This is a genomic window from Serratia marcescens subsp. marcescens ATCC 13880, assembly GCF_017299535.1.
Lineage (GTDB): Bacteria > Pseudomonadota > Gammaproteobacteria > Enterobacterales > Enterobacteriaceae > Serratia > Serratia marcescens.
The window spans coordinates 263,413-287,728 of record NZ_CP071238.1 but is presented as its reverse complement, the minus strand read 5'-3'; the positions used below and the strand labels follow the sequence as shown (position 1 = coordinate 287,728).

13 protein-coding genes, 5 tRNA genes, 3 rRNA genes and 1 other RNA gene are annotated in these 24,316 nt (G+C 53.5%); 2 read left to right on the top strand and 20 right to left on the bottom strand.

Annotated elements, in window-relative coordinates:
• Positions 1-39: 39 nt before the first annotated feature.
• From rpoC to J0F90_RS01250, 14 genes are all read right to left on the bottom strand, one after another.
• Entirely contained in the window at positions 40-4,263 is a 4,224-nt protein-coding gene (rpoC, locus tag J0F90_RS01315; RefSeq protein ID WP_004929899.1) for a DNA-directed RNA polymerase subunit beta', read from the bottom strand.
• Positions 4,264-4,381: 118 nt separating this feature from the next.
• Positions 4,382-8,410, bottom strand: a complete 4,029-nt coding sequence (gene rpoB, locus J0F90_RS01310; RefSeq protein WP_004929900.1) for a DNA-directed RNA polymerase subunit beta — start codon at positions 8,408-8,410, stop codon at positions 4,382-4,384.
• Positions 8,411-8,742: 332 nt separating this feature from the next.
• Positions 8,743-9,108 (bottom strand): 50S ribosomal protein L7/L12, encoded by a 366-nt coding sequence (gene rplL / locus J0F90_RS01305; RefSeq protein ID WP_004929903.1) that lies wholly within the window; start codon positions 9,106-9,108, stop codon positions 8,743-8,745.
• A 63-nt stretch (positions 9,109-9,171) separates the two neighbouring features.
• The gene (rplJ, locus tag J0F90_RS01300; protein WP_004929905.1) at positions 9,172-9,669 is read right to left on the bottom strand and encodes a 50S ribosomal protein L10; all 498 of its coding nucleotides are present in this window, start codon (positions 9,667-9,669) and stop codon (positions 9,172-9,174) included.
• Between the two features lie 338 nt (positions 9,670-10,007).
• Positions 10,008-10,712: a 50S ribosomal protein L1 gene (gene rplA / locus J0F90_RS01295; protein WP_004929908.1), complete on the bottom strand. Its 705-nt coding sequence runs from the start codon at positions 10,710-10,712 to the stop codon at positions 10,008-10,010.
• A gap of 3 nt (positions 10,713-10,715) precedes the next feature.
• Positions 10,716-11,144, bottom strand: coding sequence for a 50S ribosomal protein L11 (gene rplK / locus J0F90_RS01290; protein ID WP_004929911.1), 429 nt, complete (start codon positions 11,142-11,144; stop codon positions 10,716-10,718).
• Between the two features lie 165 nt (positions 11,145-11,309).
• Positions 11,310-11,855, bottom strand: a complete 546-nt coding sequence (gene nusG, locus J0F90_RS01285; RefSeq protein ID WP_004929914.1) for a transcription termination/antitermination protein NusG — start codon at positions 11,853-11,855, stop codon at positions 11,310-11,312.
• A 1-nt stretch (position 11,856) separates the two neighbouring features.
• Positions 11,857-12,240, bottom strand: coding sequence for a preprotein translocase subunit SecE (secE, locus tag J0F90_RS01280; RefSeq protein WP_033638969.1), 384 nt, complete (start codon positions 12,238-12,240; stop codon positions 11,857-11,859).
• Positions 12,241-12,500: 260 nt separating this feature from the next.
• Positions 12,501-13,685, bottom strand: a complete 1,185-nt coding sequence (gene tuf / locus J0F90_RS01275) for an elongation factor Tu (RefSeq protein ID WP_015376315.1) — start codon at positions 13,683-13,685, stop codon at positions 12,501-12,503.
• 109 nt (positions 13,686-13,794) lie between these two features.
• Positions 13,795-13,870 (bottom strand) — tRNA-Thr (locus J0F90_RS01270).
• 6 nt (positions 13,871-13,876) lie between these two features.
• Positions 13,877-13,951, bottom strand: a tRNA-Gly gene (locus tag J0F90_RS01265).
• Positions 13,952-13,987: 36 nt separating this feature from the next.
• Positions 13,988-14,103, bottom strand: a non-coding RNA gene (locus tag J0F90_RS01260) — RtT sRNA.
• 46 nt (positions 14,104-14,149) lie between these two features.
• Positions 14,150-14,234, bottom strand: a tRNA-Tyr gene (locus J0F90_RS01255).
• Between the two features lie 25 nt (positions 14,235-14,259).
• Positions 14,260-14,335, bottom strand: a tRNA-Thr gene (locus J0F90_RS01250).
• Positions 14,336-14,731: 396 nt separating this feature from the next.
• On the opposite strand from J0F90_RS01250, the gene J0F90_RS01245 reads away from it, so the two are divergent.
• Together J0F90_RS01245 and coaA are read left to right on the top strand one after the other, a co-directional pair.
• The gene (locus J0F90_RS01245; RefSeq protein ID WP_004929422.1) at positions 14,732-15,280 is read left to right on the top strand and encodes a GNAT family N-acetyltransferase; all 549 of its coding nucleotides are present in this window, start codon (positions 14,732-14,734) and stop codon (positions 15,278-15,280) included.
• A 219-nt stretch (positions 15,281-15,499) separates the two neighbouring features.
• Positions 15,500-16,450, top strand: coding sequence for a type I pantothenate kinase (gene coaA / locus J0F90_RS01240; protein WP_025304936.1), 951 nt, complete (start codon positions 15,500-15,502; stop codon positions 16,448-16,450).
• A 48-nt stretch (positions 16,451-16,498) separates the two neighbouring features.
• On the opposite strand, the gene birA is transcribed toward coaA, so the two are convergent.
• The 6 genes from birA to J0F90_RS01210 all read right to left on the bottom strand — a co-directional run bounded on the left by birA (position 16,499) and on the right by J0F90_RS01210 (position 23,940).
• Positions 16,499-17,461 (bottom strand): bifunctional biotin--[acetyl-CoA-carboxylase] ligase/biotin operon repressor BirA, encoded by a 963-nt coding sequence (gene birA, locus J0F90_RS01235; protein ID WP_033638970.1) that lies wholly within the window; start codon positions 17,459-17,461, stop codon positions 16,499-16,501.
• A complete protein-coding gene (murB, locus tag J0F90_RS01230; protein WP_016929435.1) occupies positions 17,458-18,495 on the bottom strand; it encodes a UDP-N-acetylmuramate dehydrogenase in 1,038 nt (345 codons plus the stop codon). Before murB ends, birA begins: the two co-directional genes overlap by 4 nt.
• Positions 18,496-18,873: 378 nt before the next feature.
• Positions 18,874-18,989, bottom strand: a 5S ribosomal RNA gene (gene rrf, locus J0F90_RS01225).
• Positions 18,990-19,088: 99 nt separating this feature from the next.
• Positions 19,089-21,995: ribosomal RNA gene (locus J0F90_RS01220) — 23S ribosomal RNA — on the bottom strand.
• Between the two features lie 239 nt (positions 21,996-22,234).
• Positions 22,235-22,310: transfer RNA gene (locus J0F90_RS01215), tRNA-Glu, on the bottom strand.
• An 88-nt stretch (positions 22,311-22,398) separates the two neighbouring features.
• Positions 22,399-23,940: ribosomal RNA gene (locus J0F90_RS01210) — 16S ribosomal RNA — on the bottom strand.
• The 16S, 23S and 5S rRNA genes sit together here with 1 tRNA gene alongside, the layout of an rRNA operon.
• Positions 23,941-24,316: the final 376 nt, after the last annotated feature.

Genomic DNA, 24,316 nt, shown 5'->3' with positions numbered 1-24,316 from the left:
GATGGGCCCGGCATGCCGGGCCCGCGGCGCGGATGACGATTACTCGTCGTCGCTGCCGCCCAGGCCTGCATTGAGCAGCTCGGCCAGGTTAGCCGTCGCTTCTTCCGCGCTGACTTGCGGAACAACCGGCGCTTCACCCTGAGCACGGCGACGCATGCGATCCTGATGATAAGCGTAACCGGTACCGGCTGGGATCAGACGGCCCACGATGACGTTCTCTTTCAGGCCACGCAGTTCATCACGCTTGCCGGCTACGGCAGCTTCGGTCAGAACGCGCGTCGTTTCCTGGAACGATGCGGCGGAGATGAAGGACTCGGTCGCCAAGGAAGCCTTGGTGATACCCAGCAGATCGCGCGAGAAGGTTGCCGCGATTTTACCTTCAGCTTCCAGCTGACGGTTGGCAATCTTGACGCGAGACACTTCAGCCTGCTCGCCTTCCAGGAACTCGGAGCCACCAGCGCTAACGATGGTGCCTTTACGCAGCATCTGACGAACGATAACTTCGATGTGCTTATCGTTAATCTTAACGCCTTGCAGACGGTAAACTTCCTGCACTTCGTTGGTGATGTAGCGGGTAACCGCATGCACGCCACGCAGACGCAGAATGTCGTGCGGAGACTCTGGGCCGTCGGAAACGACGTCACCACGTTCCACCACTTCGCCTTCGAACACGTTGAGCTGACGCCATTTCGGAATCATCTCTTCGTAAGCGTCGCTGCCGTCCAGCGGAGAGATCACCAGGCGACGTTTGCCTTTGGTCTCTTTACCGAACGAGATAATCCCGCTGATTTCAGCCAGGATTGCCGGCTCTTTCGGACGACGCGCTTCGAACAGGTCGGCAACGCGCGGCAGACCACCGGTAATATCCTTGGTACCGCCGGATTCCTGAGGAATACGCGCCAGGGTATCACCCGCACCGATCTGAATGCCATCTTCCAGCTGAACGATCGCTTTGCCCGGCAGGAAGTATTGAGCAGGCATATCAGTACCTGGGATCAATACGTCTTCGCCCTGAGCGTCAACGATTTTCAGTGCCGGACGCAGGTCTTTACCGCTACCGGTACGCTCTGCGCTGTCCAGAACAACCAGAGAAGACAAACCGGTCAGTTCGTCGGTCTGACGAGTAATCGTCTGGCCGTCAACCATGTCCGCGAAGCGAATGAAGCCGCTGACTTCACTGATGACCGGCATGGTGTGCGGATCCCAGTTAGCGACGGTTTCGCCGCCATTAACTTCTTCACCGTCGCCTTTGCCCATCACGGCGCCGTAAGGCACCTTGTAGCTTTCTTTGGTACGGCCGAATTCGTCGATCAGTTTCAGTTCGGTGTTACGCGAGGTGATCACCAGCTTGCCTGCGGCGTTCATAACGAACTTCGCGTTGCTCAGCTTGATGCTACCCTTGTTTTTCACCTGAATGCTGGATTCAGCAGCCGCACGAGATGCCGCACCACCGATGTGGAACGTACGCATCGTCAGCTGTGTACCCGGCTCACCGATGGACTGTGCCGCGATAACGCCGATAGCTTCGCCTTTGTTGATGATGTGGCCACGTGCCAGGTCGCGACCATAGCAGTTTGCACACACACCAAAGTCGGTTTCACAGCTCACCACGGAACGGACTTTAACGCTGTCGACAGAGTTCTCTTCCAACAGGTCACACGCCTTCTCGTTCAGCAGGGTGTTGCGTGGCACCAGAATGTCCGCCGTACCCGGCTTGAGGACGTCTTCTGCCGTCACACGGCCCAGAACGCGTTCACGCAGCGGCTCTTTCACGTCGCCACCTTCGATAACCGGAGTCATCAGGATGCCGTCGTGGGTGCCACAGTCGTCTTCGGTCACCACCAGATCCTGCGCCACGTCAACCAGACGACGGGTCAGATAACCGGAGTTCGCGGTTTTCAGTGCGGTATCCGCCAGACCTTTACGAGCACCGTGGGTGGAGATGAAGTACTGGAGTACGTTCAGACCTTCACGGAAGTTCGCGGTGATTGGCGTTTCGATGATGGAGCCGTCCGGCTTCGCCATCAGACCACGCATACCGGCCAGCTGACGAATCTGAGCGGCGGAACCACGCGCACCGGAGTCGGCCATCATGAAGATGCTGTTGAAGGAAACTTGCTGTTCCACTTCGCCGTCACGGTTAACCACGTCTTCTACCGACAGGTTTTCCATCATCGCTTTAGCAACGCGTTCGTTCGCTGCAGCCCAGATATCGATCACTTTGTTGTAGCGTTCGCCGGCGGTAACCAGACCAGACTGGAACTGCTCCTGGATCTCGGCAACTTCGGTTTCCGCTTCTTCGATGATCTCCGCTTTCTTGGCCGGGATAACCATGTCGTCGATGCCTACGGAAGCGCCGGAACGGGCTGCGTAAGCAAAACCGGTGTACATGATCTGGTCAGCAAAGATAACGGTCGGCTTCAGGCCCAGGATGCGGTAACAGGTGTTCAGCATCTTGGAGATCGCTTTCTTGCCCAAAGGCTGGTTAACGATCGCGTACGGCAGACCTTTCGGTACGATCATCCACAGGATGGCGCGGCCGATGGTGGTGTCGATGATGCTGGTCTGAGAGGTCCACTCGCCTTCGGCGTTTTTGACGTCTTCGGTGATACGCACTTTAACGCGCGCATGCAGAGACGCCAGGCCGGCGCGGTAAACGCGCTCAGCTTCTTTGGAACCGTTCAGCACCATGCCTTCGCCCTTGGCGTTAACACAGTCGCGGGTCATGTAGTACAGACCCAGTACAACGTCCTGAGAAGGAACGATGATTGGCTCGCCGTTCGCTGGGGACAGGATGTTGTTGGTGGACATCATCAGCGCACGCGCTTCCAGCTGGGCTTCCAGCGTCAGCGGCACGTGAACGGCCATCTGGTCACCATCGAAGTCGGCGTTGTATGCCGCACAAACCAGCGGGTGCAGCTGGATCGCTTTACCTTCGATCAGAACCGGTTCAAACGCCTGGATACCCAAACGGTGCAGGGTTGGTGCACGGTTCAGCAGTACCGGGTGTTCGCGGATCACTTCGTCCAGGATATCCCAAACGACGGCTTCTTCACGCTCAACCATTTTCTTGGCGGCTTTGATGGTGGTGGCCAGGCCACGCAGCTCCAACTTGCCGTAGATGAACGGTTTGAACAGCTCCAGCGCCATCTTTTTAGGCAGACCGCACTGATGCAGACGCAGGTATGGACCTACGGTGATTACGGAACGGCCGGAGTAGTCAACGCGTTTACCGAGCAGGTTCTGACGGAAACGACCCTGCTTACCTTTGATCATGTCGGCCAAAGATTTCAGAGGACGTTTGTTGGAACCGGTGATCGCACGACCGCGACGGCCGTTATCCAGCAGGGCGTCTACCGCTTCTTGCAGCATACGCTTTTCGTTGCGCACGATGATGTCCGGCGCAGCCAGATCCAGCAGGCGTTTCAGACGGTTGTTACGGTTGATCACGCGGCGATACAGATCGTTCAGATCCGACGTCGCGAAACGGCCGCCATCCAGCGGAACCAGTGGACGCAGATCCGGCGGCAGTACCGGCAGCACGGTCAGGATCATCCACTCCGGCTTGTTGCCGGACTGTACGAACGCTTCCAGCAGCTTGATACGCTTGGTCAGCTTCTTGCGCTTGGTTTCGGAGTTGGTTTCGTTCAGCTCTTCACGCAGCTGCTCGCACTCGGCTTCCAGATCCATGTTTTTCAACAGGGCCTGAATAGCTTCCGCACCCATCTTGGCGTCGAATTCGTCACCGAACTCTTCCAGCGCGTCCAGATACTGCTCTTCGGTCAGGATCTGACGACGCTCGAGGTTGGTCATACCGCCTTCGACCACCACATAGGATTCGAAGTACAGTACGCGTTCGATGTCACGCAGCGGCATATCCAGCAGCAAACCGATGCGGGATGGCAGCGATTTCAGGAACCAGATGTGCGCAGTCGGGGAAGCCAGTTCGATGTGGCCCATGCGCTCACGACGCACTTTGGTCTGGGTCACTTCAACGCCGCACTTCTCACAGATCACGCCGCGGTGTTTCAAGCGCTTGTACTTACCGCACAGGCACTCGTAATCTTTTACCGGCCCGAAGATACGGGCGCAGAAAAGGCCGTCACGCTCTGGTTTGAACGTACGGTAGTTAATGGTTTCCGGCTTCTTAACTTCACCGAACGACCACGAACGGATCATGTCTGGCGAGGCCAGAGCAATCTTGATCGCATCAAACTCTTCGGTCTTAGTTTGCGCTTTCAGAAACTTCAATAAGTCTTTCACGGATTGGCTCCTGTCGGAGTTAAACCTGTTGGGCACCCACAACCGCAGTAGGTACCCGTGTGACCTGAACAACCACCCTCAGGCTCCCTTAGGCGGGGAGCCTGAGCCGGAATGACGATTACTCGTCTTCCAGTTCGATGTTGATGCCGAGCGAGCGGATTTCTTTCAACAGTACGTTGAAGGACTCCGGCATGCCTGGCTCCATCCGGTGATCGCCATCCACGATGTTTTTGTACATCTTGGTACGGCCGTTAACGTCATCCGACTTAACGGTGAGCATTTCCTGCAGGGTATAAGCCGCGCCGTATGCTTCCAGTGCCCACACTTCCATCTCACCGAAGCGTTGACCACCGAACTGCGCTTTACCACCCAGAGGCTGCTGAGTAACCAAGCTGTAAGAACCGGTTGAACGGGCGTGCATTTTATCGTCAACCAAGTGGTTCAGTTTCAGCATGTACATATAGCCGACAGTAACCTGGCGCTCGAATTGCTCACCGGTACGGCCATCGAACAGCGTGATCTGACCGGAGGTCGGGATACCGCCCATTTCCAGCAGCTTCTTGATTTCAGTCTCTTTCGCACCGTCAAACACCGGCGTTGCGATCGGCATACCTTTTTTCAGGTTCTCTGCCAGACGCAGCACTTCGTCGTCGCTGAAGGTGTTCAGGTCAACTTTCTGGCAAACGTCGTCGCCCAGATCGTAGGCCTTCTGGATGAACTCACGCAGCTTGGCCACTTCCTGCTGCTGCTTCAGCATCTGGTTGATCTTCTCACCGATGCCTTTCGCAGCCATACCCAGGTGGGTTTCCAGGATCTGACCGATGTTCATACGTGATGGTACGCCCAGCGGGTTCAGTACGATGTCTACCGGCGTGCCGTTTTCATCGTAAGGCATATCTTCGATCGGGTTGATCTTGGAGATAACACCCTTGTTACCGTGGCGGCCCGCCATCTTGTCACCCGGTTGGATCTGACGTTTAACGGCCAGATAAACCTTGACGATTTTCAGTACGCCCGGCGCCAGATCGTCGCCCTGAGTGATCTTACGACGCTTGGCTTCCAGCTTCTTCTCGAAGTCGGATTTCAGTTCGTCGTACTGCTCAGCCAGCTGCTCCAGCTGGTTTTGCTTCTCTTCGTCGGTCAGGCCCAGTTCCAGCCAGCGATCGCGCGGCAGCTTGCTCAGCTTGTCGGCTTCGATGCCACCGGCAACCAGCACCGCGTGGATACGCGCAAACAGGCCGGCTTCCAGGATCTGCAGTTCTTCAGTCAGGTCTTTCTTCGCCTGCTTCAGCTGCATCTCTTCGATTTCCAACGCGCGCTTGTCTTTTTCCACGCCATCGCGGGTGAAGACCTGCACGTCGATAACCGTACCGGAAACGCCGTTCGGCACACGCAGAGAAGAGTCTTTAACGTCAGACGCTTTCTCACCGAAGATCGCACGCAGCAGTTTCTCTTCCGGCGTCAGCTGGGTTTCGCCTTTAGGCGTTACCTTACCGACCAGAATGTCGCCGCCGGTCACTTCAGCACCGATATACACGATACCGGATTCATCCAGCTTGGAGAGCGCCGCTTCACCCACGTTAGGGATGTCGGCGGTGATCTCTTCAGGCCCCAGCTTGGTGTCGCGAGACACGCACGCCAGTTCCTGAATGTGGATGGTGGTGAAGCGATCTTCCTGCACCACGCGCTCGGAGACCAAGATGGAGTCTTCGAAGTTGTAGCCGTTCCAAGGCATGAACGCTACGCGCATGTTCTGGCCCAGCGCCAGTTCGCCCAGATCTGTCGATGGGCCATCCGCCAGCACGTCGCCGCGCTCGATTGGCTCACCCAGATTCACACACGGCATCTGGTTGATGCAGGTGTTCTGGTTAGAACGGGTGTACTTGGTCAGGTTGTAAATATCGATACCTGCTTCGCCCGGGTACATCTCGTCTTCGTTAACTTTGATAACGATACGGGAAGCATCCACGTACTGGATCACACCGCCGCGTTTGGCAACGGCGGTTACGCCGGAGTCAACCGCTACAGCGCGTTCCATACCGGTACCGACCAGCGGCTTGTCAGCGCGCAGGGTTGGTACGGCCTGACGTTGCATGTTCGCACCCATCAATGCACGGTTGGCGTCATCGTGTTCCAGGAATGGAATCAGTGAAGCACCAACGGAAACGACCTGCTGGGTGGATACGTCCATGTAGTCAACCTGGTCGCGGCTGAACAGGCTTGATTCGCCTTTGCTACGACAGGTGACCAGGTCTTCTACGAAGCGGCCTTCTTCATCCAGGTTGGAGTTAGCCTGGGCGATAACGAAGTTGCCTTCTTCAATAGCAGACAGGTAGTTGATTTCATCGGTCACCACACCGTCACGCACGCGGCGGTACGGGGTTTCCAGGAAGCCATACTCGTTAGTCTGTGCGTACACGGACAGGGAGTTGATCAGACCGATGTTTGGACCTTCCGGCGTTTCGATTGGGCACACGCGGCCGTAGTGGGTCGGGTGTACGTCTCGAACTTCAAAGCCGGCGCGCTCACGGGTCAGACCGCCCGGGCCCAGTGCGGAGATACGACGCTTGTGCGTGATCTCGGACAGCGGGTTGTTCTGGTCCATGAACTGGGACAGCTGGCTGGAGCCGAAGAACTCTTTCACCGCCGCCGAAATCGGCTTGGCGTTGATCATGTCCTGAGGCATCAGGGTATCCAGATCGCCCAGAGACAGACGCTCTTTCACCGCACGCTCAACACGCACCAGACCTACGCGGAACTGGTTCTCGGCCATTTCGCCAACGGAGCGGATACGGCGGTTGCCCAAGTGGTCGATATCGTCCACTTCGCCCTTGCCGTTACGGATATCGATGAGCTTCTTCATCACTTCGATGATGTCGTCTTTGCTCAGGATGCCCGAACCTTCGATCTCGTCGCGCAGCAGAGAACGGTTGAACTTCATACGGCCAACCGCGGACAGATCGTAGCGGTCTTCGGAGAAGAACAGGTTCTCGAACAGGCTTTCAGCAGCTTCGCGCGTTGGCGGCTCACCAGGACGCATCATGCGGTAGATTTCTACCAGCGAGCTCAGACGATCGTTGGTCGGATCGACACGCAGCGTTTCAGAGATGTACGCGCCGTGGTCCAGATCGTTGGTGAACAGCGTTTCGATGCGCTTGTGGCCGGACTGGCTCAGCTTGGCCAGCAGATCCAGCGACAGCTCCATGTTGGCTGCGCAGATCAGTTCGCCGGTATTGGTATCGATATAGTCTTTCGCGACCACTTTGCCCGCGATGTACTCTACCGGTACTTCAATGCTCTGAATGTCGTCTTTTTCCAGCTGACGGATATGACGAGCGGTGATGCGACGGCCTTTCTCTACGTAGATCTTGCCGTTGGCTTCGATATCGAACGAAGCGGTCTCACCACGCAGGCGCTCTGGCACCAGCTCCATCTGCAGCTTGTTGTCGCGGATTTCGAAGACGATCTTGTCAAAGAACAGGTCGAGGATCTGTTCAGTGGTGTAGTTCAGCGCGCGCAGAATGATGGTCGCAGGCAATTTGCGGCGACGGTCAATACGCACGAACAGGTTGTCTTTCGGATCGAACTCGAAGTCCAACCATGAACCGCGGTAAGGGATGATGCGTGCGTTGTACAGCACTTTACCCGAGGAGTGGGTTTTACCCTTATCGCTGTCGAAGAATACGCCAGGACTACGGTGCAACTGAGATACGATAACCCTCTCAGTACCGTTGATCACAAAGGTGCCGTTTTCGGTCATGAGCGGAATTTCGCCCATGTAGACTTCTTGTTCCTTGATGTCTTTGACCGTACCTTCAGGCGCTTCGCGCTCATAGATAACCAGGCGCAGTTTTACGCGCAGCGGTGCAGAGAACGTCACACCACGGATCTGGCACTCTTTGACGTCGAAGACCGGCTCACCAAGACGGTAGCTAACGTATTGCAGCTCCGAATTGCCACTGTAGCTCTGGATAGGGAAAACAGAACGGAATGCGGCTTCAAGGCCGTACTGCCCTTCTGGATCTTGCTCGATAAACTTCTGGAACGAGTCAAGCTGGATAGAAAGGAGATATGGTATGTCCAGCACTTGTGGACGTTTACCAAAATCCTTACGAATACGTTTTTTCTCGGTATAGGAGTAAACCATAGGGTTCCTCAGCTCGCTGATCAGTGACCCAATCTGTCCGTCCGATTAGGGACAGTTCATGCAACACCGTTTTGTCGACCGGAAAGCGGGAACACTTTCCGCAATGTCTCTTGCTATCACGCTTAAACCATTTCATCGCGCCTTCCCCCAGAACTCCTGGTAGTGCAAAGACCGCGGTATATTAAGTCGTCAATAGAAACAAACATTGGGAGGCGAAACCAGCAGCCAAACAGTGTGAAACGCTACTGGCGCCCTACAGCGCAAAAAGGCTGGTGACTAAAAAGTCACCAGCCATCAGCCTAAAAGACTAGGCTGCAACCGGAAAGGTTGGCTTATTTAACTTCAACTTCTGCGCCAGCTTCTTCCAGAGATTTTTTCAGAGCTTCTGCGTCATCTTTGCTCACGCCTTCTTTCAGAGCGGCTGGAGCAGATTCAACCAGGTCTTTAGCTTCTTTCAGACCCAGGCCGGTAGCGCCACGTACTGCTTTGATAACAGCAACTTTGTTAGCGCCTGCAGCTTTCAGGATAACGTCGAATTCAGTTTTCTCTTCAGCAGCTTCAGCTGGGCCAGCAGCAACAGCTACAGCAGCAGCAGCAGAAACGCCGAATTTTTCTTCCATAGCGGAAACCAGTTCAACAACGTCCATTACGGACATAGCGGCAACTGCTTCCAGGATTTGGTCTTTAGTGATAGACATAACAATTGTTCCTAAAATTCAGAAATAGTTTAAATACGTTAGCAAAGGCTAAGAAAGAGTGGCTTACGCCGCTTCTTTCTGATCGCGTACTGCAGCCAGAGTGCGAACCAGTTTGCCGGCAGCGGCTTCTTTCATGGTTGCCATCAGGCGTGCGATCGCTTCTTCGTAAGTTGGCAGCGTCGCCAGGCGGTCGATTTGCGCCGCTGGGATCAGCTCACCTTCAAAGGCCGCAGCTTTAACCTCGAATTTTGCATTCGCTTTCGCGAACTCTTTGAACAGACGAGCAGCAGCGCCCGGGTGTTCGTGAGAGAATGCAATCAAGGTTGGACCGACAAACGTGTCTTTCAGGCATTCGAATGGAGTGCCTTCAACTACGCGACGCATCAGGGTGTTGCGAACAACACGCATGTAAACGCCAGCTTCACGACCTGCTTTACGCAGTTCAGTCATTTTATCTACGGTAACGCCGCGGGAATCCGCAACAACCGCAGACAGCGCGCCTTTGGCTACTTCGCTGACTTCAGCAACAATCGCTTGTTTGTCTTGAAGATTTAATGCCATTAGCTTTTTGCTCCTGGATTAGCCGGGGAAAATCCCCCGGAACTCACTTCACTCGGCGCTTTGTAAAACGCCACGCCGAGCGGCTTAACACGGTGAGCAGAATCCAGCAAAGACATTCTTTTATAAAAAAGAAAAATTTTCTTAGGCTCTGTCACCGTCTACGCAGGAAGGATTAAGTATCTTGCGATACACCTGCGGTCTTGGACGGAGGCCTGGATAGGCCAGGCTCCAACCGAAAAATCTTTGTTTTGCCTACGGCATAGCCAATAGCAAAACCTTGGGGCATAAGATTCTAGACAAATCTCGGCCCCAAGTCAAAGCGATAATCGCAAGTGCGATTAGTTCGCTGCGGCAGACAGACCGCTCTGATCGATAGCAACGCCAGCACCCATGGTGGTGGAGAGGCTAACTTTCTTGATGTACATGCCTTTCGCCTGAGAAGGTTTTGCTTTTTTCAGCGCAACCAGCAGGGCTTCCAGGTTTTCTTTCAGTTTGTCTGCGTCGAAATCAACCTTACCGATGGTGGTATGGATGATGCCGTTTTTGTCGTTACGGTAGCGAACCTGACCTGCTTTAGCGTTTTTCACAGCTTCAGCAACGTTCGGGGTAACGGTACCCACTTTCGGGTTTGGCATCAGGCCGCGTGGACCCAGGATCTGGCCCAGTTGACCAACAACGCGCATTGCATCCGGGGAAGCAATAACAACGTCGAAGTTCATTTCGCCTTTCTTGATCTGCTCAGCCAGATCGTCCATACCTACCAGCTCTGCGCCTGCAGCTTTCGCAGCTTCAGCGTTAGCGCCTTGGGTAAATACGGCAACGCGAACGGAACGACCGGTGCCGTGTGGCAGAACGGTAGCGCCACGAACGTTTTGGTCAGATTTACGAGCGTCGATGCCGAGGTTAACGGCAACGTCAACGCTTTCTACGAATTTAGCGGTGGCCAGCTCTTTCAGCAGAGCAACAGCTTCAGTGATGTCATACTGTTTAGTAGCATCAACTTTGTCACGGATCACGCGCATGCGCTTGGTCAGCTTAGCCATCTCTTAATCCTCCACTACCAGGCCCATGGAACGAGCGGTACCTTCGATGGAGCGAGTCATCGCTTCAACGTCAGAACCAGTCATGTCCGCAGCTTTGGTTTCTGCGATTTCACGTACCTGAGCACGGGTCACTTTACCTACTTTGTCTTTGTTCGGCTTACCGGAACCAGACTTGATACCAGCCGCTTTTTTCAGCAGAACTGCTGCTGGCGGGGTTTTGGTAACGAAAGTGAAGGAGCGATCAGAATAAACGGTGATAACAACCGGAATCGGCAGACCTTTTTCAATGCTGTCAGTCTTAGCATTGAACGCCTTACAGAATTCCATGATGTTAACGCCCTGCTGACCCAGAGCTGGACCCACTGGTGGGCTCGGGTTAGCCATACCAGCTGCAACTTGCAGCTTGACGTAGGCTTGTACTTTCTTAGCCATTTAAATTTCCTCGGTTTGGGTAGTATCGCCTCGTGAGAGGCTCCCCGTGTTTAACCTCGCCGGACAAACATCAGGCAAGGCATCTAAAAACAAAAGGCGCGAAATTGTAGTTCAATTTCACGCCTTTGACAAGCGGCAACAGGCCGCTTACTGCTGATTATTCGATCAGCCTTTTTCAACCTGGCTGAAGTCCAGTTCCACCGGCGTTGCACGACCGAAGATGGAAACGGAAACTTTCAGGCGGCTCTTCTCGTAATCGACTTCTTCGACCACGCCATTGAAATCGGCAAACGGGCCGTCGTTGACGCGCACCAGCTCGCCCGGCTCGAACAGCGTTTTCGGACGCGGCTTGTCACCGACCTGCTGCAGACGGTTCATGATCGCATCAACTTCTTTATCGCTGATCGGCGCTGGACGGTCAGACGTACCGCCGATGAACCCCATGACGCGCGGTACGCTGCGCACCAGGTGCCAGCTGGCGTCATTCATCACCATCTGCACCAGCACATAGCCAGGGAAGAACTTACGCTCGCTCTTGCGACGCTGGCCGCCACGGATTTCAACCACTTCTTCCGTAGGCACCATCACTTCGCCGAACAGCTCTTCCATATCGTGCAGTTTGATGTGTTCACGCAGCGATTGTGCTACGCGACCTTCAAAACCGGAAAACGCCTGAACGACGTACCAACGTTTTTTTGGAGCTTCAGACATTTTAGAACCTCAGGCCAGTAATAAACGACACCAGACGGACCAGAATACCATCCAGCCCCCACAGAATCAGTGACATCACGGAGGTTACCGCGGCAACGATCAACGTGGTGTGCAGCGTTTCCTGACGAGTTGGCCAAATCACTTTACGTACTTCGGTACGCGCTTCACGGGCAAACGCAACGGTGGCTTTGCCTTTGGTGGTCATCAGAGCCACTGCACCTGCAACGGCGATGATCAGCACAACTGCCAGCGCGCGCAATGGCAGGCTTAAATCACGGTAGTAATAGTTACCGACAATAGCCACAACCAACAGAACGGCGACGATCAGCCACTTTGCCGCTTCCAGGCCGCGTCCGCTCCCTTGAGCCTCGGTATTCGCACTCATAAACCAACCTGTCACAATGATGATTCATAACAAACAACTTTGCCTCGCATTGCGAGGCAAACCAAACCGATCGGATAGCGCATTAGCGATATCCCGGTGTTTTACGCCATGACGTATTTCAGTCAATACGGTTTAAGAGCCCATCTCACCAATGATTATGACTGCAAAATCGCTGATGAGATAGGTTCTAGTTCACAGCGTAGAAAAAGGGCATCAAATGATGCCCTTTTACCGCGTGTCGCGTCAAACTTTATCAGCGATTAAGCGATAACTTTGGCAACAACACCAGCGCCTACAGTACGGCCGCCTTCACGGATTGCGAAACGCAGACCGTCGTCCATCGCGATTGGGTGAATCAGGGTTACAACCATGTTCACGTTGTCGCCTGGCATTACCATCTCTACGCCTTCTGGCAGTTCGATGGTACCGGTCACGTCAGTGGTACGGAAGTAGAACTGTGGACGGTAGCCTTTGAAGAATGGCGTGTGACGACCACCTTCATCTTTGCTCAGGATGTACACTTCAGATTCGAACTGGGTGTGCGGCTTGATGGAGCCTGGCTTAGCCAGTACCTGACCACGTTCGATTTCTTCACGTTTGATACCACGCAGCAGAACACCTACGTTCTCACCAGCACGGCCTTCGTCCAGCAGTTTGCGGAACATTTCAACGCCAGTACAGGTAGACTTAACGGTGTCTTTGATACCAACGATTTCAACTTCTTCGCCAACTTTGATGATGCCGCGCTCAACACGACCGGTAACAACGGTACCACGACCGGAGATGGAGAATACGTCTTCGATTGGCAGCAGGAACGGCTTGTCGATAGCACGCTCTGGCTCTGGGATGTAGCTGTCCAGGGCTTCGGCCAGTTCGATGATTTTCGCTTCCCACTCAGCTTCGCCTTCCAGCGCTTTCAGCGCGGAACCGCGGATTACCGGCAGGTCGTCGCCAGGGAAGTCGTAAGCGGACAGCAGTTCGCGAACTTCCATTTCTACCAGTTCCAACAGCTCTTCATCATCAACCATGTCGCATTTGTTCATGAATACGATGATGAAAGGAACGCCAACCTGACGACCCAGCAGGATGTGCTCACGAGTCTGAGGCATTGGGCCGTCAGTCGCAGCTACTACCAGGATCGCGCCGTCCATCTGAGCAGCACCGGTGATCATGTTTTTCACGTAGTCGGCGTGCCCTGGGCAGTCAACGTGCGCGTAGTGACGAGTCGGGGTGTCATACTCAACGTGAGAGGTGTTGATGGTGATACCACGAGCTTTTTCTTCTGGCGCGTTATCGATCTGGTCGAAAGCACGTGCAGAACCGCCGTAGGTTTTAGCCAGTACGGTAGTGATCGCTGCAGTCAGGGTAGTTTTACCGTGGTCAACGTGGCCGATAGTACCGACGTTAACGTGCGGTTTTGTACGTTCAAACTTTTCTTTAGACATCGATTGTCCCTCTAAGACACGGATAAATCGGTGGTATCACCACATCAACCAAGCATTTGCTCGTTGAATCCAGAACAGAAAGAAAATCAGGGGGCGAGAAATTAAGAAGTGGTGCTGATAGGCAGATTCGAACTGCCGACCTCACCCTTACCAAGGGTGCGCTCTACCAACTGAGCTATATCAGCACATCTTGGAGCGGGCAGTGGGAATCGAACCCACATCATCAGCTTGGAAGGCTGAGGTAATAGCCATTATACGATGCCCGCATCCTGGAACTCGGCTACCTGATTTTTCTGTAGAATTTTGGGATGGAGCAGGATTGTTCATCACTCGGCTCGCATCCTTCGGGCCGGCTGCGCCTTGCGCTGCACAGCTCGAACCTTGCCGAAGGCTTTCGCCCTCTCCTCCCGCCATCAACCGTTGCGGTATTCATCGCATCTCAGTTAATCGCCGAAGGCAAGATTTGGTGGTGGGGGAAGGATTCGAACCTTCGAAGTCTGTGACGGCAGATTTACAGTCTGCTCCCTTTGGCCGCTCGGGAACCCCACCAGATTTTAACTACTTGTGACTTGAATGGTGCCGGCTACCGGAATCGAACTGGTGACCTACTGATTACAAGTCAGTTGCTCTACCTACTGAGCTAAGCCGGCATCAAGTGCAGCGCATTCTAGGTAGAGCGGGCGACCTATGCAACAAAAAAATTGCTTTACGCGCACTTTCGCTCATAAATCAGTCAATTTTGCATACTGTCATGCAATTTGCAGCCTGCGGCGTGCAAACATTCATCACTCGCGGCAATCATTCTCTACAATTTTATCCACTTTTTGCAAGCCTTGAGCGCCGCTTTCTCCGTGTCGGGCTTCTCAAAACACTTAACCCGCGATGGTAAACTGTGAGCGGGATCGATGCACCAAAAAGGGGATCCCTGCCCCGGACTGCGGCGTGGGCTACACTGATCCCTCGCCCTTTTGCCGTCGCCATGCCTTTCGCCGCTGTGGCTCAGTTATTGCTTCTCTTCATTACCCCCATCCCAGGAGGAATGACCGATGAAAATAGTGCCTATCAACGCCGCTACGTTGCCGATTTACCGCGATGAGTTGGCCCGCCTGTTGACCGATGCCGTCACGCACGGCGCTTCTGTCGGTTACGACACCTTAATTCCCCACGAAGACGCCGAGAGCTACTTCCACAGTCTGCGACCGGCCTTGGCCAAAGGTGAACTGCTGCTGTGGATTGCCCGTGACGATCGCGGCGTCGTTGGCACCGTGCAACTCGAGCTTTGCCAGAAGCCGAACGGCCGTAATCGTGCGGAGGTGGTGAAGCTGTTGGTGCATAGCCGCGCTCGCCGCAACGGCGTAGGTCAGGCTCTGATGAAAACGCTGGAGTACGCGGCACTGCAGCAGCAACGCGGGCTATTGTATCTGGATACGCAGGCCGGTTCGGCGGCAGAAGCGCTTTATCGCAGCTTGGGTTATCGCTGTTTGGGCGAGCTGCCGGATTATGCAGCGGGCCCCGATGGGCATTACCATCCGACCGTCATTTATTACAAACGTCTGTTCACCGTAAATCAACCTTCGCGCGCTATCGCCAGTTAGTCTTCAGGCGGTATCCGGCTCTGATGATACCGCCTTGCAACCCCGCTTTATCAACTGCGCGCCGCTTCGCACAATTGACATAAACTGCTGCCTATCGACAACTTTTGCGAAAAAAGTCTACGCCAAAAACGAAGCTGTCTATAATATGCAGCTTGTTTATTCTCTGGAGTTGGCGTCCGGCGCCTTTCCCAACCTGCGTTAACAGGCAGAATTTGGCTTATGATAAAAAGAGATCAATCTTTAGCAACGCCTTACCTACAGTTCGATCGTACCCAATGGGCTGCGTTGCGAGATTCGGTGCCGCTGACGTTGTCGGAAGAAGAGATCGTTAAACTGAAAGGGATTAACGAAGATCTCTCGTTGGAAGAAGTTGCGCAGATTTATCTGCCGCTGTCACGACTGTTGAACTTCTATATCAGTTCCAACCTGCGCCGACAGGCGGTGCTCGAGCAATTCCTCGGCACCGACGGGCAAAAGATTCCCTATGTCATCGGCATCGCCGGCAGCGTAGCCGTAGGTAAGAGCACAACCGCACGTCTGTTGCAGGCGTTGTTGAGCCGTTGGCCAGAACACCGCAGCGTTGAGTTGATCACAACCGACGGCTTCTTGCACCCTAATAAGGTGCTGAACGAACGCGGCCTGATGAAGAAAAAAGGCTTCCCGCAGTCTTACGATATGCATAGCCTGGTGAAATTCGTGTCGGAAGTGAAATCCGGCGCCAAACGCGTCACCGCCCCGGTTTATTCCCATTTGATCTATGACGTCGTGCCCGAAGGTAATAAAGTCATCGAGCAACCGGATATTCTGATCCTGGAAGGGCTTAACGTATTGCAAAGCGGTATGGATTATCCTCACGATCCGCATCGCGTATTCGTTTCCGACTTTGTCGACTTCTCTATATATGTCGATGCGCCGGAGACGCTATTGCAAAGCTGGTATATCAATCGTTTTCTGAAATTCCGTCAGGGCGCATTTTCCAATCCCGATTCTTATTTCCATAATTATTCAAAATTGCCGGAACCGGAGGCGATTAATATCGCCACGCAATTATGGAATGAAATCAATGGATTGAATTTGCAGCAGAACATACTGCCTACGCGCGAACGCGCGAGCCTGATTATGACCAAAAGCGCCAACCATGCCGTTGAAAGCGTGCGTTTAAGAAAATAAGCCTACCGAACGATCAAGGGGACGCTGCCGTCCCCTTGTCTTTTCTCACTATTCCGCGCTGCGCAGCGATATCTCTCCGCCGATAAAAGGTTTGATTTCCCCGTCCTGTTCCAGCAGCAGTGCGCCCTGCGAATCGATACCCCGGGCGATACCCACAATCTGTCGCTCGCCAATCAGCAGTTTGACCGGTCTGTCGATAAAGTTATCCAAGGTACGCCAGCGACCGATAAAGGGCGCCAGTCCGTCTATCTCAAACTGTTTCAATGACTGACGCAGTTCATTAAGCAGAGTTGCAGCCAGTTCATTGCGATCGATCTGAATTCCCGCTTCCTGTAGGTTAATCCATCTCTGAGTAATGGCGCTGGCATTGGTATCACGCATCGCCAGGTTGATGCCGGCGCCGATGACCAGTTGAGCCGCATCGCCAGTTTTTCCCGTCAATTCGACCAGGATCCCCGCCAATTTACGATCGTTCAGATAAAGATCGTTAGGCCACTTCACGCGTACATCAGCCGCACCGAGACGCTGCAAGACCTCCGCCATCACCATCCCGATCACCAGGCTGAGCCCCATCGCCGCTGCCGGCCCCTGCTCCAGTCGCCAGAACATCGACAGATATAAATTAGCGCCGAATGGCGAGATCCACTGCCGCCCGCGGCGCCCACGTCCTGCCTGTTGGTATTCAGCGACGCAGGCATCACCAGAGTGCAATTCGTCGATGCGGTCCAGCAAGTATTGGTTGGTGGAATCGACCACCGGCAACACGCTTACACGCTTGTCTTCCAGCAGGCTGAGGATTCGCTTGGCTTCCAACAGCTGGATGGCGCCAGGCAGGCTATAGCCTTTTCCGGGCACGGTAAAGACATCCAGTCCCCATTCGCGAATGGTCTGAATATGCTTATTGATCGCCGCGCGACTCATGCCCAGTGACTCACCGAGGTGTTCACCGGAATGGAATTCGCCGTCAGCCAGCAGCGCGATCAGTTTTAACGGAACCTTGGTATCTTTCATGACAGCACCGCCACGGCATTCAGTTCACCGGTCGCGCCAATAAAACGCACCTCAGGTTCCAGCCACACGCCGAATTTATCGGCCACCGACTTGCGCACGTGGCGCGCCAATGCCACCACATCCTGACTGTGGGCGTTGTCGATGTTCACCAGCACCAACGCTTGCTGGCGGTGTACTGCGGCGCCACCGATACGATATCCTTTCAGTTCGCATTGATCGATCAGCCATCCGGCGGCCAGCTTCACCTGGCCATCCTGCTGTGGGTAATGCGGCATGCCGGGATATTTAGCGATGAGTTCTGCGGCTTTCTCTGCGTTCACCAGCGGATTCTTGAAGAAGCTGCCGGCATTGCCGGTTTCACGCGGATCGGGCAGCTTGCTGCGGCGCATGGCGCATACGGATTCAAATACCTGAAGTGGCGTCACCGTGGCAGGATCCAGCTTGGCCAGATCGCCGTAGCTCAATTTGGGTTGCCACTGTTTGTTGAGACGCAGACCTAACCCGACAATGACATGCCCGGTCTGGAAACGGTGTTTGAAAATACTTTCCCGGTAGCCAAAACCACACTCGGCAGCCGGAATACGATCGATAGCGCCGGTAGAGAAGTCCAGCAGATCGACATACTCGCAGACGTCTTTCAATTCGACGCCGTAGGCGCCGATGTTCTGGATAGGGGCGGAACCGGCCAATCCAGGAATCAACGCCAGGTTTTCCAGGCCGCAGATCCCAGCCTGCAGCGTATATTGCACCAGGTCATGCCAATTTTCACCGGAGCTGACGTGGAGATACCAGGCATCGTTATCTTCCCGAACATCAATACCCTTCAACTGATTGACCATTACTGTGCCAGAAAAATCTTCCAGGAACAGCACGTTGCTACCTTCACCGAGAATCAGCAACGGCTCCTGACGCTTGCGCGTTTGTTGCCACACCTTGAGCATCAGCTCAATTCTATCGGCCATGATCAGGTGCGCTGCGTTGACCGGGAGCGCAAACGTATTGTGGTTTTTCAAAGACGCGCTTTCAGTAGACATAACGTTCAGTACCCATACGGAAATAATCTTTCGCCTAGTCTACTCGATTCGAGGCGTCTGGCTAATATTTGTTTTAATTAACGTGAAATTTATCGACTAATACACTGAAGAATTAAGATTTATCTTTGATATAACCGGATAATTCTCATCAGTCTGTTCATAGACAGCTATTTTTATTATTTAAATAATAATCTGGAACTATCAATTATATATTTAGATGGCTATTTCCCTAGCAAAGAAACATTATTCTTCATTATAAGAATAAGTTACACATGCCCAAAAAGGCATTTTTCAAAGTAATAGATACTGTCAGGATATTTATTTTACGCATAGCAAAAAGCCCTGAACGTCAGTTCAGGGCTTTCGGCTTTATTTGATGCCTGGCAGTGTCCTACTCTCGCATGGGGAGACCCCACACTACCATCGGCGCTACGGCGTTTCACTTCTGAGTTCGGCATGGGGTCAGGTGGGACCACCGCGCTATTGCCGCCAGGCAAATTCGTTTCATTCCAACCGCTTCACTTCCGTCAAGCCATCAGAACCAATCTCGGAACTTCGCTGAAAATCTCTCTAAAAAACACCTTCGGTGTTGTAAGGTTAAGCCTCACGGATCATTAGTACTGGTTAGCTCAATGCATCGCTGCACTTACACACCCAGCCTATCAACGTCTTAGTCTTAAACGTTCCTTCAGGGGCCTTAAAGGCCCAGGGAAGACTCATCTTGAGGCAAGTTTCGCGCTTAGATGCTTTCAGCGCTTATCTTTTCCGCACTTAGCTACCGGGCAATGCCATTGGCATGACAACCCGAACACCAGTGGTGCGTTCACTCCGGTCCTCTCGTACTAGGAGCAACCCCTCTCAATCTTCCAACGCCCACGGCAGATAGGGACCGAACTGTCTCACGACGTTCTAAACCCAGCTCGCGTACCACTTTAAATGGCGAACAGCCATACCCTTGGGACCTACTTCAGCCCCAGGATGTGATGAGCCGACATCGAGGTGCCAAACACCGCCGTCGATATGAACTCTTGGGCGGTATCAGCCTGTTATCCCCGGAGTACCTTTTATCCGTTGAGCGATGGCCCTTCCATTCAGAACCACCGGATCACTAAGACCTACTTTCGTACCTGCTCGAGCCGTCACTCTCGCAGTCAAGCTAGCTTATGCCTTTGCACTAACCTCACGATGTCCGACCGTGATTAGCTAACCTTCGTGCTCCTCCGTTACTCTTTGGGAGGAGACCGCCCCAGTCAAACTACCCACCAGACACTGTCCTCACCCCAGATTATGGGGCCGAGTTAGAACATCAAACATTAAAGGGTGGTATTTCAAGGATGGCTCCACGCAGACTGGCGTCCACGCTTCAAAGCCTCCCACCTATCCTACACATCAAGGCTCAATGTTCAGTGTCAAGCTATAGTAAAGGTTCACGGGGTCTTTCCGTCTTGCCGCGGGTACACTGCATCTTCACAGCGAGTTCAATTTCACTGAGTCTCGGGTGGAGACAGCCTGGCCATCATTACGCCATTCGTGCAGGTCGGAACTTACCCGACAAGGAATTTCGCTACCTTAGGACCGTTATAGTTACGGCCGCCGTTTACTGGGGCTTCGATCAAGAGCTTCGCCTTGCGGCTGACCCCATCAATTAACCTTCCAGCACCGGGCAGGCGTCACACCGTATACGTCCACTTTCGTGTTTGCACAGTGCTGTGTTTTTATTAAACAGTTGCAGCCAGCTGGTATCTTCGACTGGCTTCAGCTCCATCCGCGAGGGACTTCACCTACATGCCAGCGTGCCTTCTCCCGAAGTTACGGCACCATTTTGCCTAGTTCCTTCACCCGAGTTCTCTCAAGCGCCTTGGTATTCTCTACCTGACCACCTGTGTCGGTTTGGGGTACGATTTAATGTTACCTGGAGCTTAGAGGATTTTCCTGGAAGCAGGGCATCAACTACTTCTGCACCGTAGTGCATCGTCATCACGCCTCAGGGTTAGCATGCAACCGGATTTACCAGGTCACACCCCCTACACGCTTAAACCGGGACAACCGTCGCCCGGCTAGCCTAGCCTTCTCCGTCCCCCCTTCGCAGTAACACCAAGTACAGGAATATTAACCTGTTTCCCATCGACTACGCTTTTCAGCCTCGCCTTAGGGGTCGACTCACCCTGCCCCGATTAACGTTGGACAGGAACCCTTGGTCTTCCGGCGAGCGGGCTTTTCACCCGCTTTATCGTTACTTATGTCAGCATTCGCACTTCTGATACCTCCAGCAACCCTCACAGGCCACCTTCAACGGCTTACAGAACGCTCCCCTACCCAACAACGCTAAGCGTCGCTGCCGCAGCTTCGGTGCATGGTTTAGCCCCGTTACATCTTCCGCGCAGGCCGACTCGACCAGTGAGCTATTACGCTTTCTTTAAATGATGGCTGCTTCTAAGCCAACATCCTGGCTGTCTATGCCTTCCCACATCGTTTCCCACTTAACCATGACTTTGGGACCTTAGCTGGCGGTCTGGGTTGTTTCCCTCTTCACGACGGACGTTAGCACCCGCCGTGTGTCTCCCGTGATAACATTCTTCGGTATTCGGAGTTTGCATCGGTTTGGTAAGCCGGGATGGCCCCCTAGCCGAAACAGTGCTCTACCCCCGAAGATGAGTTCACGAGGCGCTACCTAAATAGCTTTCGGGGAGAACCAGCTATCTCCCGGTTTGATTGGCCTTTCACCCCCAGCCACAAGTCATCCGCTAATTTTTCAACATTAGTCGGTTCGGTCCTCCAGTTAGTGTTACCCAACCTTCAACCTGCCCATGGCTAGATCACCGGGTTTCGGGTCTATACCTTGCAACTAATCGCCCAGTTAAGACTCGGTTTCCCTACGGCTCCCCTATACGGTTAACCTTGCTACAAAATATAAGTCGCTGACCCATTATACAAAAGGTACGCAGTCACACCACGAAGGTGCTCCCACTGCTTGTACGTACACGGTTTCAGGTTCTATTTCACTCCCCTCGCCGGGGTTCTTTTCGCCTTTCCCTCACGGTACTGGTTCACTATCGGTCAGTCAGGAGTATTTAGCCTTGGAGGATGGTCCCCCCATATTCAGACAGGATGTCACGTGTCCCGCCCTACTCATCGAACTCACGACCTGTGCATTTTAGTGTACGGGGCTATCACCCTTTGCTGCGCGACTTTCCAGACGCTTCCACTAACACACAAGCCGATTCAGGTTCTGGGCTCCTCCCCGTTCGCTCGCCGCTACTGGGGGAATCTCGGTTGATTTCTTTTCCTCGGGGTACTTAGATGTTTCAGTTCCCCCGGTTCGCCTCATGCCACTATGTATTCATGACATGATAGTGTGTCGAAACACACTGGGTTTCCCCATTCGGGTATCGCCGGTTATAACGGTTCATATCACCTTACCGACGCTTTTCGCAGATTAGCACGCCCTTCATCGCCTCTGACTGCCTAGGCATCCACCGTGTACGCTTAGTCACTTAACCTCACAACCCGAAGATGTTTCCATCGTTCGCGCTGCAAACATTTGAGAGACTCTATGACAGGTTACTCTTCATCCCAATACGTCTACGGAGGGATAAATTTCAGCCGTCATGTTTCAATTTTCAGCTTGTTCCAGATTGTTAAAGAGCAATATCTTAAACATGACTCGGAAGTCATCTTTAAGATATGGTGTATCGTCAGATACTTGAGACCGCCGCTTTCACCGGGTGGGTCGGAAGCTTGGCGTCCCCTAGGGGATTCGAACCCCTGTTACCGCCGTGAAAGGGCGGTGTCCTAGGCCTCTAGACGAAGGGGACACGACACCGTACTTTTATGACGCTTTTGCTCGTTACTTTTTCATCAGACAATCTGTGTGAGCACGCCACTCGAACTAATATCTTTAGGTAAGGAGGTGATCCAACCGCAGGTTCCCCTACGGTTACCTTGTTACGACTTCACCCCAGTCATGAATCACAAAGTGGTAAGCGCCCTCCCGAAGGTTAAGCTACCTACTTCTTTTGCAACCCACTCCCATGGTGTGACGGGCGGTGTGTACAAGGCCCGGGAACGTATTCACCGTAGCATTCTGATCTACGATTACTAGCGATTCCGACTTCATGGAGTCGAGTTGCAGACTCCAATCCGGACTACGACATACTTTATGAGGTCCGCTTGCTCTCGCGAGGTCGCTTCTCTTTGTATATGCCATTGTAGCACGTGTGTAGCCCTACTCGTAAGGGCCATGATGACTTGACGTCATCCCCACCTTCCTCCAGTTTATCACTGGCAGTCTCCTTTGAGTTCCCGGCCGAACCGCTGGCAACAAAGGATAAGGGTTGCGCTCGTTGCGGGACTTAACCCAACATTTCACAACACGAGCTGACGACAGCCATGCAGCACCTGTCTCAGAGTTCCCGAAGGCACCAATCCATCTCTGGAAAGTTCTCTGGATGTCAAGAGTAGGTAAGGTTCTTCGCGTTGCATCGAATTAAACCACATGCTCCACCGCTTGTGCGGGCCCCCGTCAATTCATTTGAGTTTTAACCTTGCGGCCGTACTCCCCAGGCGGTCGATTTAACGCGTTAGCTCCGGAAGCCACGCCTCAAGGGCACAACCTCCAAATCGACATCGTTTACAGCGTGGACTACCAGGGTATCTAATCCTGTTTGCTCCCCACGCTTTCGCACCTGAGCGTCAGTCTTCGTCCAGGGGGCCGCCTTCGCCACCGGTATTCCTCCAGATCTCTACGCATTTCACCGCTACACCTGGAATTCTACCCCCCTCTACGAGACTCTAGCTTGCCAGTTTCAAATGCAGTTCCCAGGTTGAGCCCGGGGATTTCACATCTGACTTAACAAACCGCCTGCGTGCGCTTTACGCCCAGTAATTCCGATTAACGCTTGCACCCTCCGTATTACCGCGGCTGCTGGCACGGAGTTAGCCGGTGCTTCTTCTGCGAGTAACGTCAATTGATGAACGTATTAAGTTCACCACCTTCCTCCTCGCTGAAAGTGCTTTACAACCCGAAGGCCTTCTTCACACACGCGGCATGGCTGCATCAGGCTTGCGCCCATTGTGCAATATTCCCCACTGCTGCCTCCCGTAGGAGTCTGGACCGTGTCTCAGTTCCAGTGTGGCTGGTCATCCTCTCAGACCAGCTAGGGATCGTCGCCTAGGTGAGCCATTACCCCACCTACTAGCTAATCCCATCTGGGCACATCTGATGGCAAGAGGCCCGAAGGTCCCCCTCTTTGGTCTTGCGACGTTATGCGGTATTAGCTACCGTTTCCAGTAGTTATCCCCCTCCATCAGGCAGTTTCCCAGACATTACTCACCCGTCCGCCGCTCGTCACCCAGGGAGCAAGCTCCCCTGTGCTACCGCTCGACTTGCATGTGTTAAGCCTGCCGCCAGCGTTCAATCTGAGCCATGATCAAACTCTTCAATTAAAAGCTTGATTTGCTTCCACTCGAGAAGCGATGCTCAAAGATTTACTGCATGAATTTTACTTCAGTTAGTCACTCTTCAAGACTTGATATTTTTTTGCATCCGAAGATGCTGGATATCGTCTTGTGGAGTGCCCACACAGATTGTCTGATAAATTGTTAAAGAGCAGTGCCGAGAAACTCATCGGCGCGGGCTGCGTATACTACGCTTTTCGCCCGGAGAGTCAAGCGTTTATTTCGCTTTCTTCTCGCTGACCCGGCGGCTTGTCAGTCGTTGTTCCCGGTCAGTGGAGGCGCATTATAGGGAGTTCTCGGCGGGCCGCAACCCCTAATTGCAAAAAACTTTTCAAGCGCGGATTTTTTCGGCAAAACGCTGACC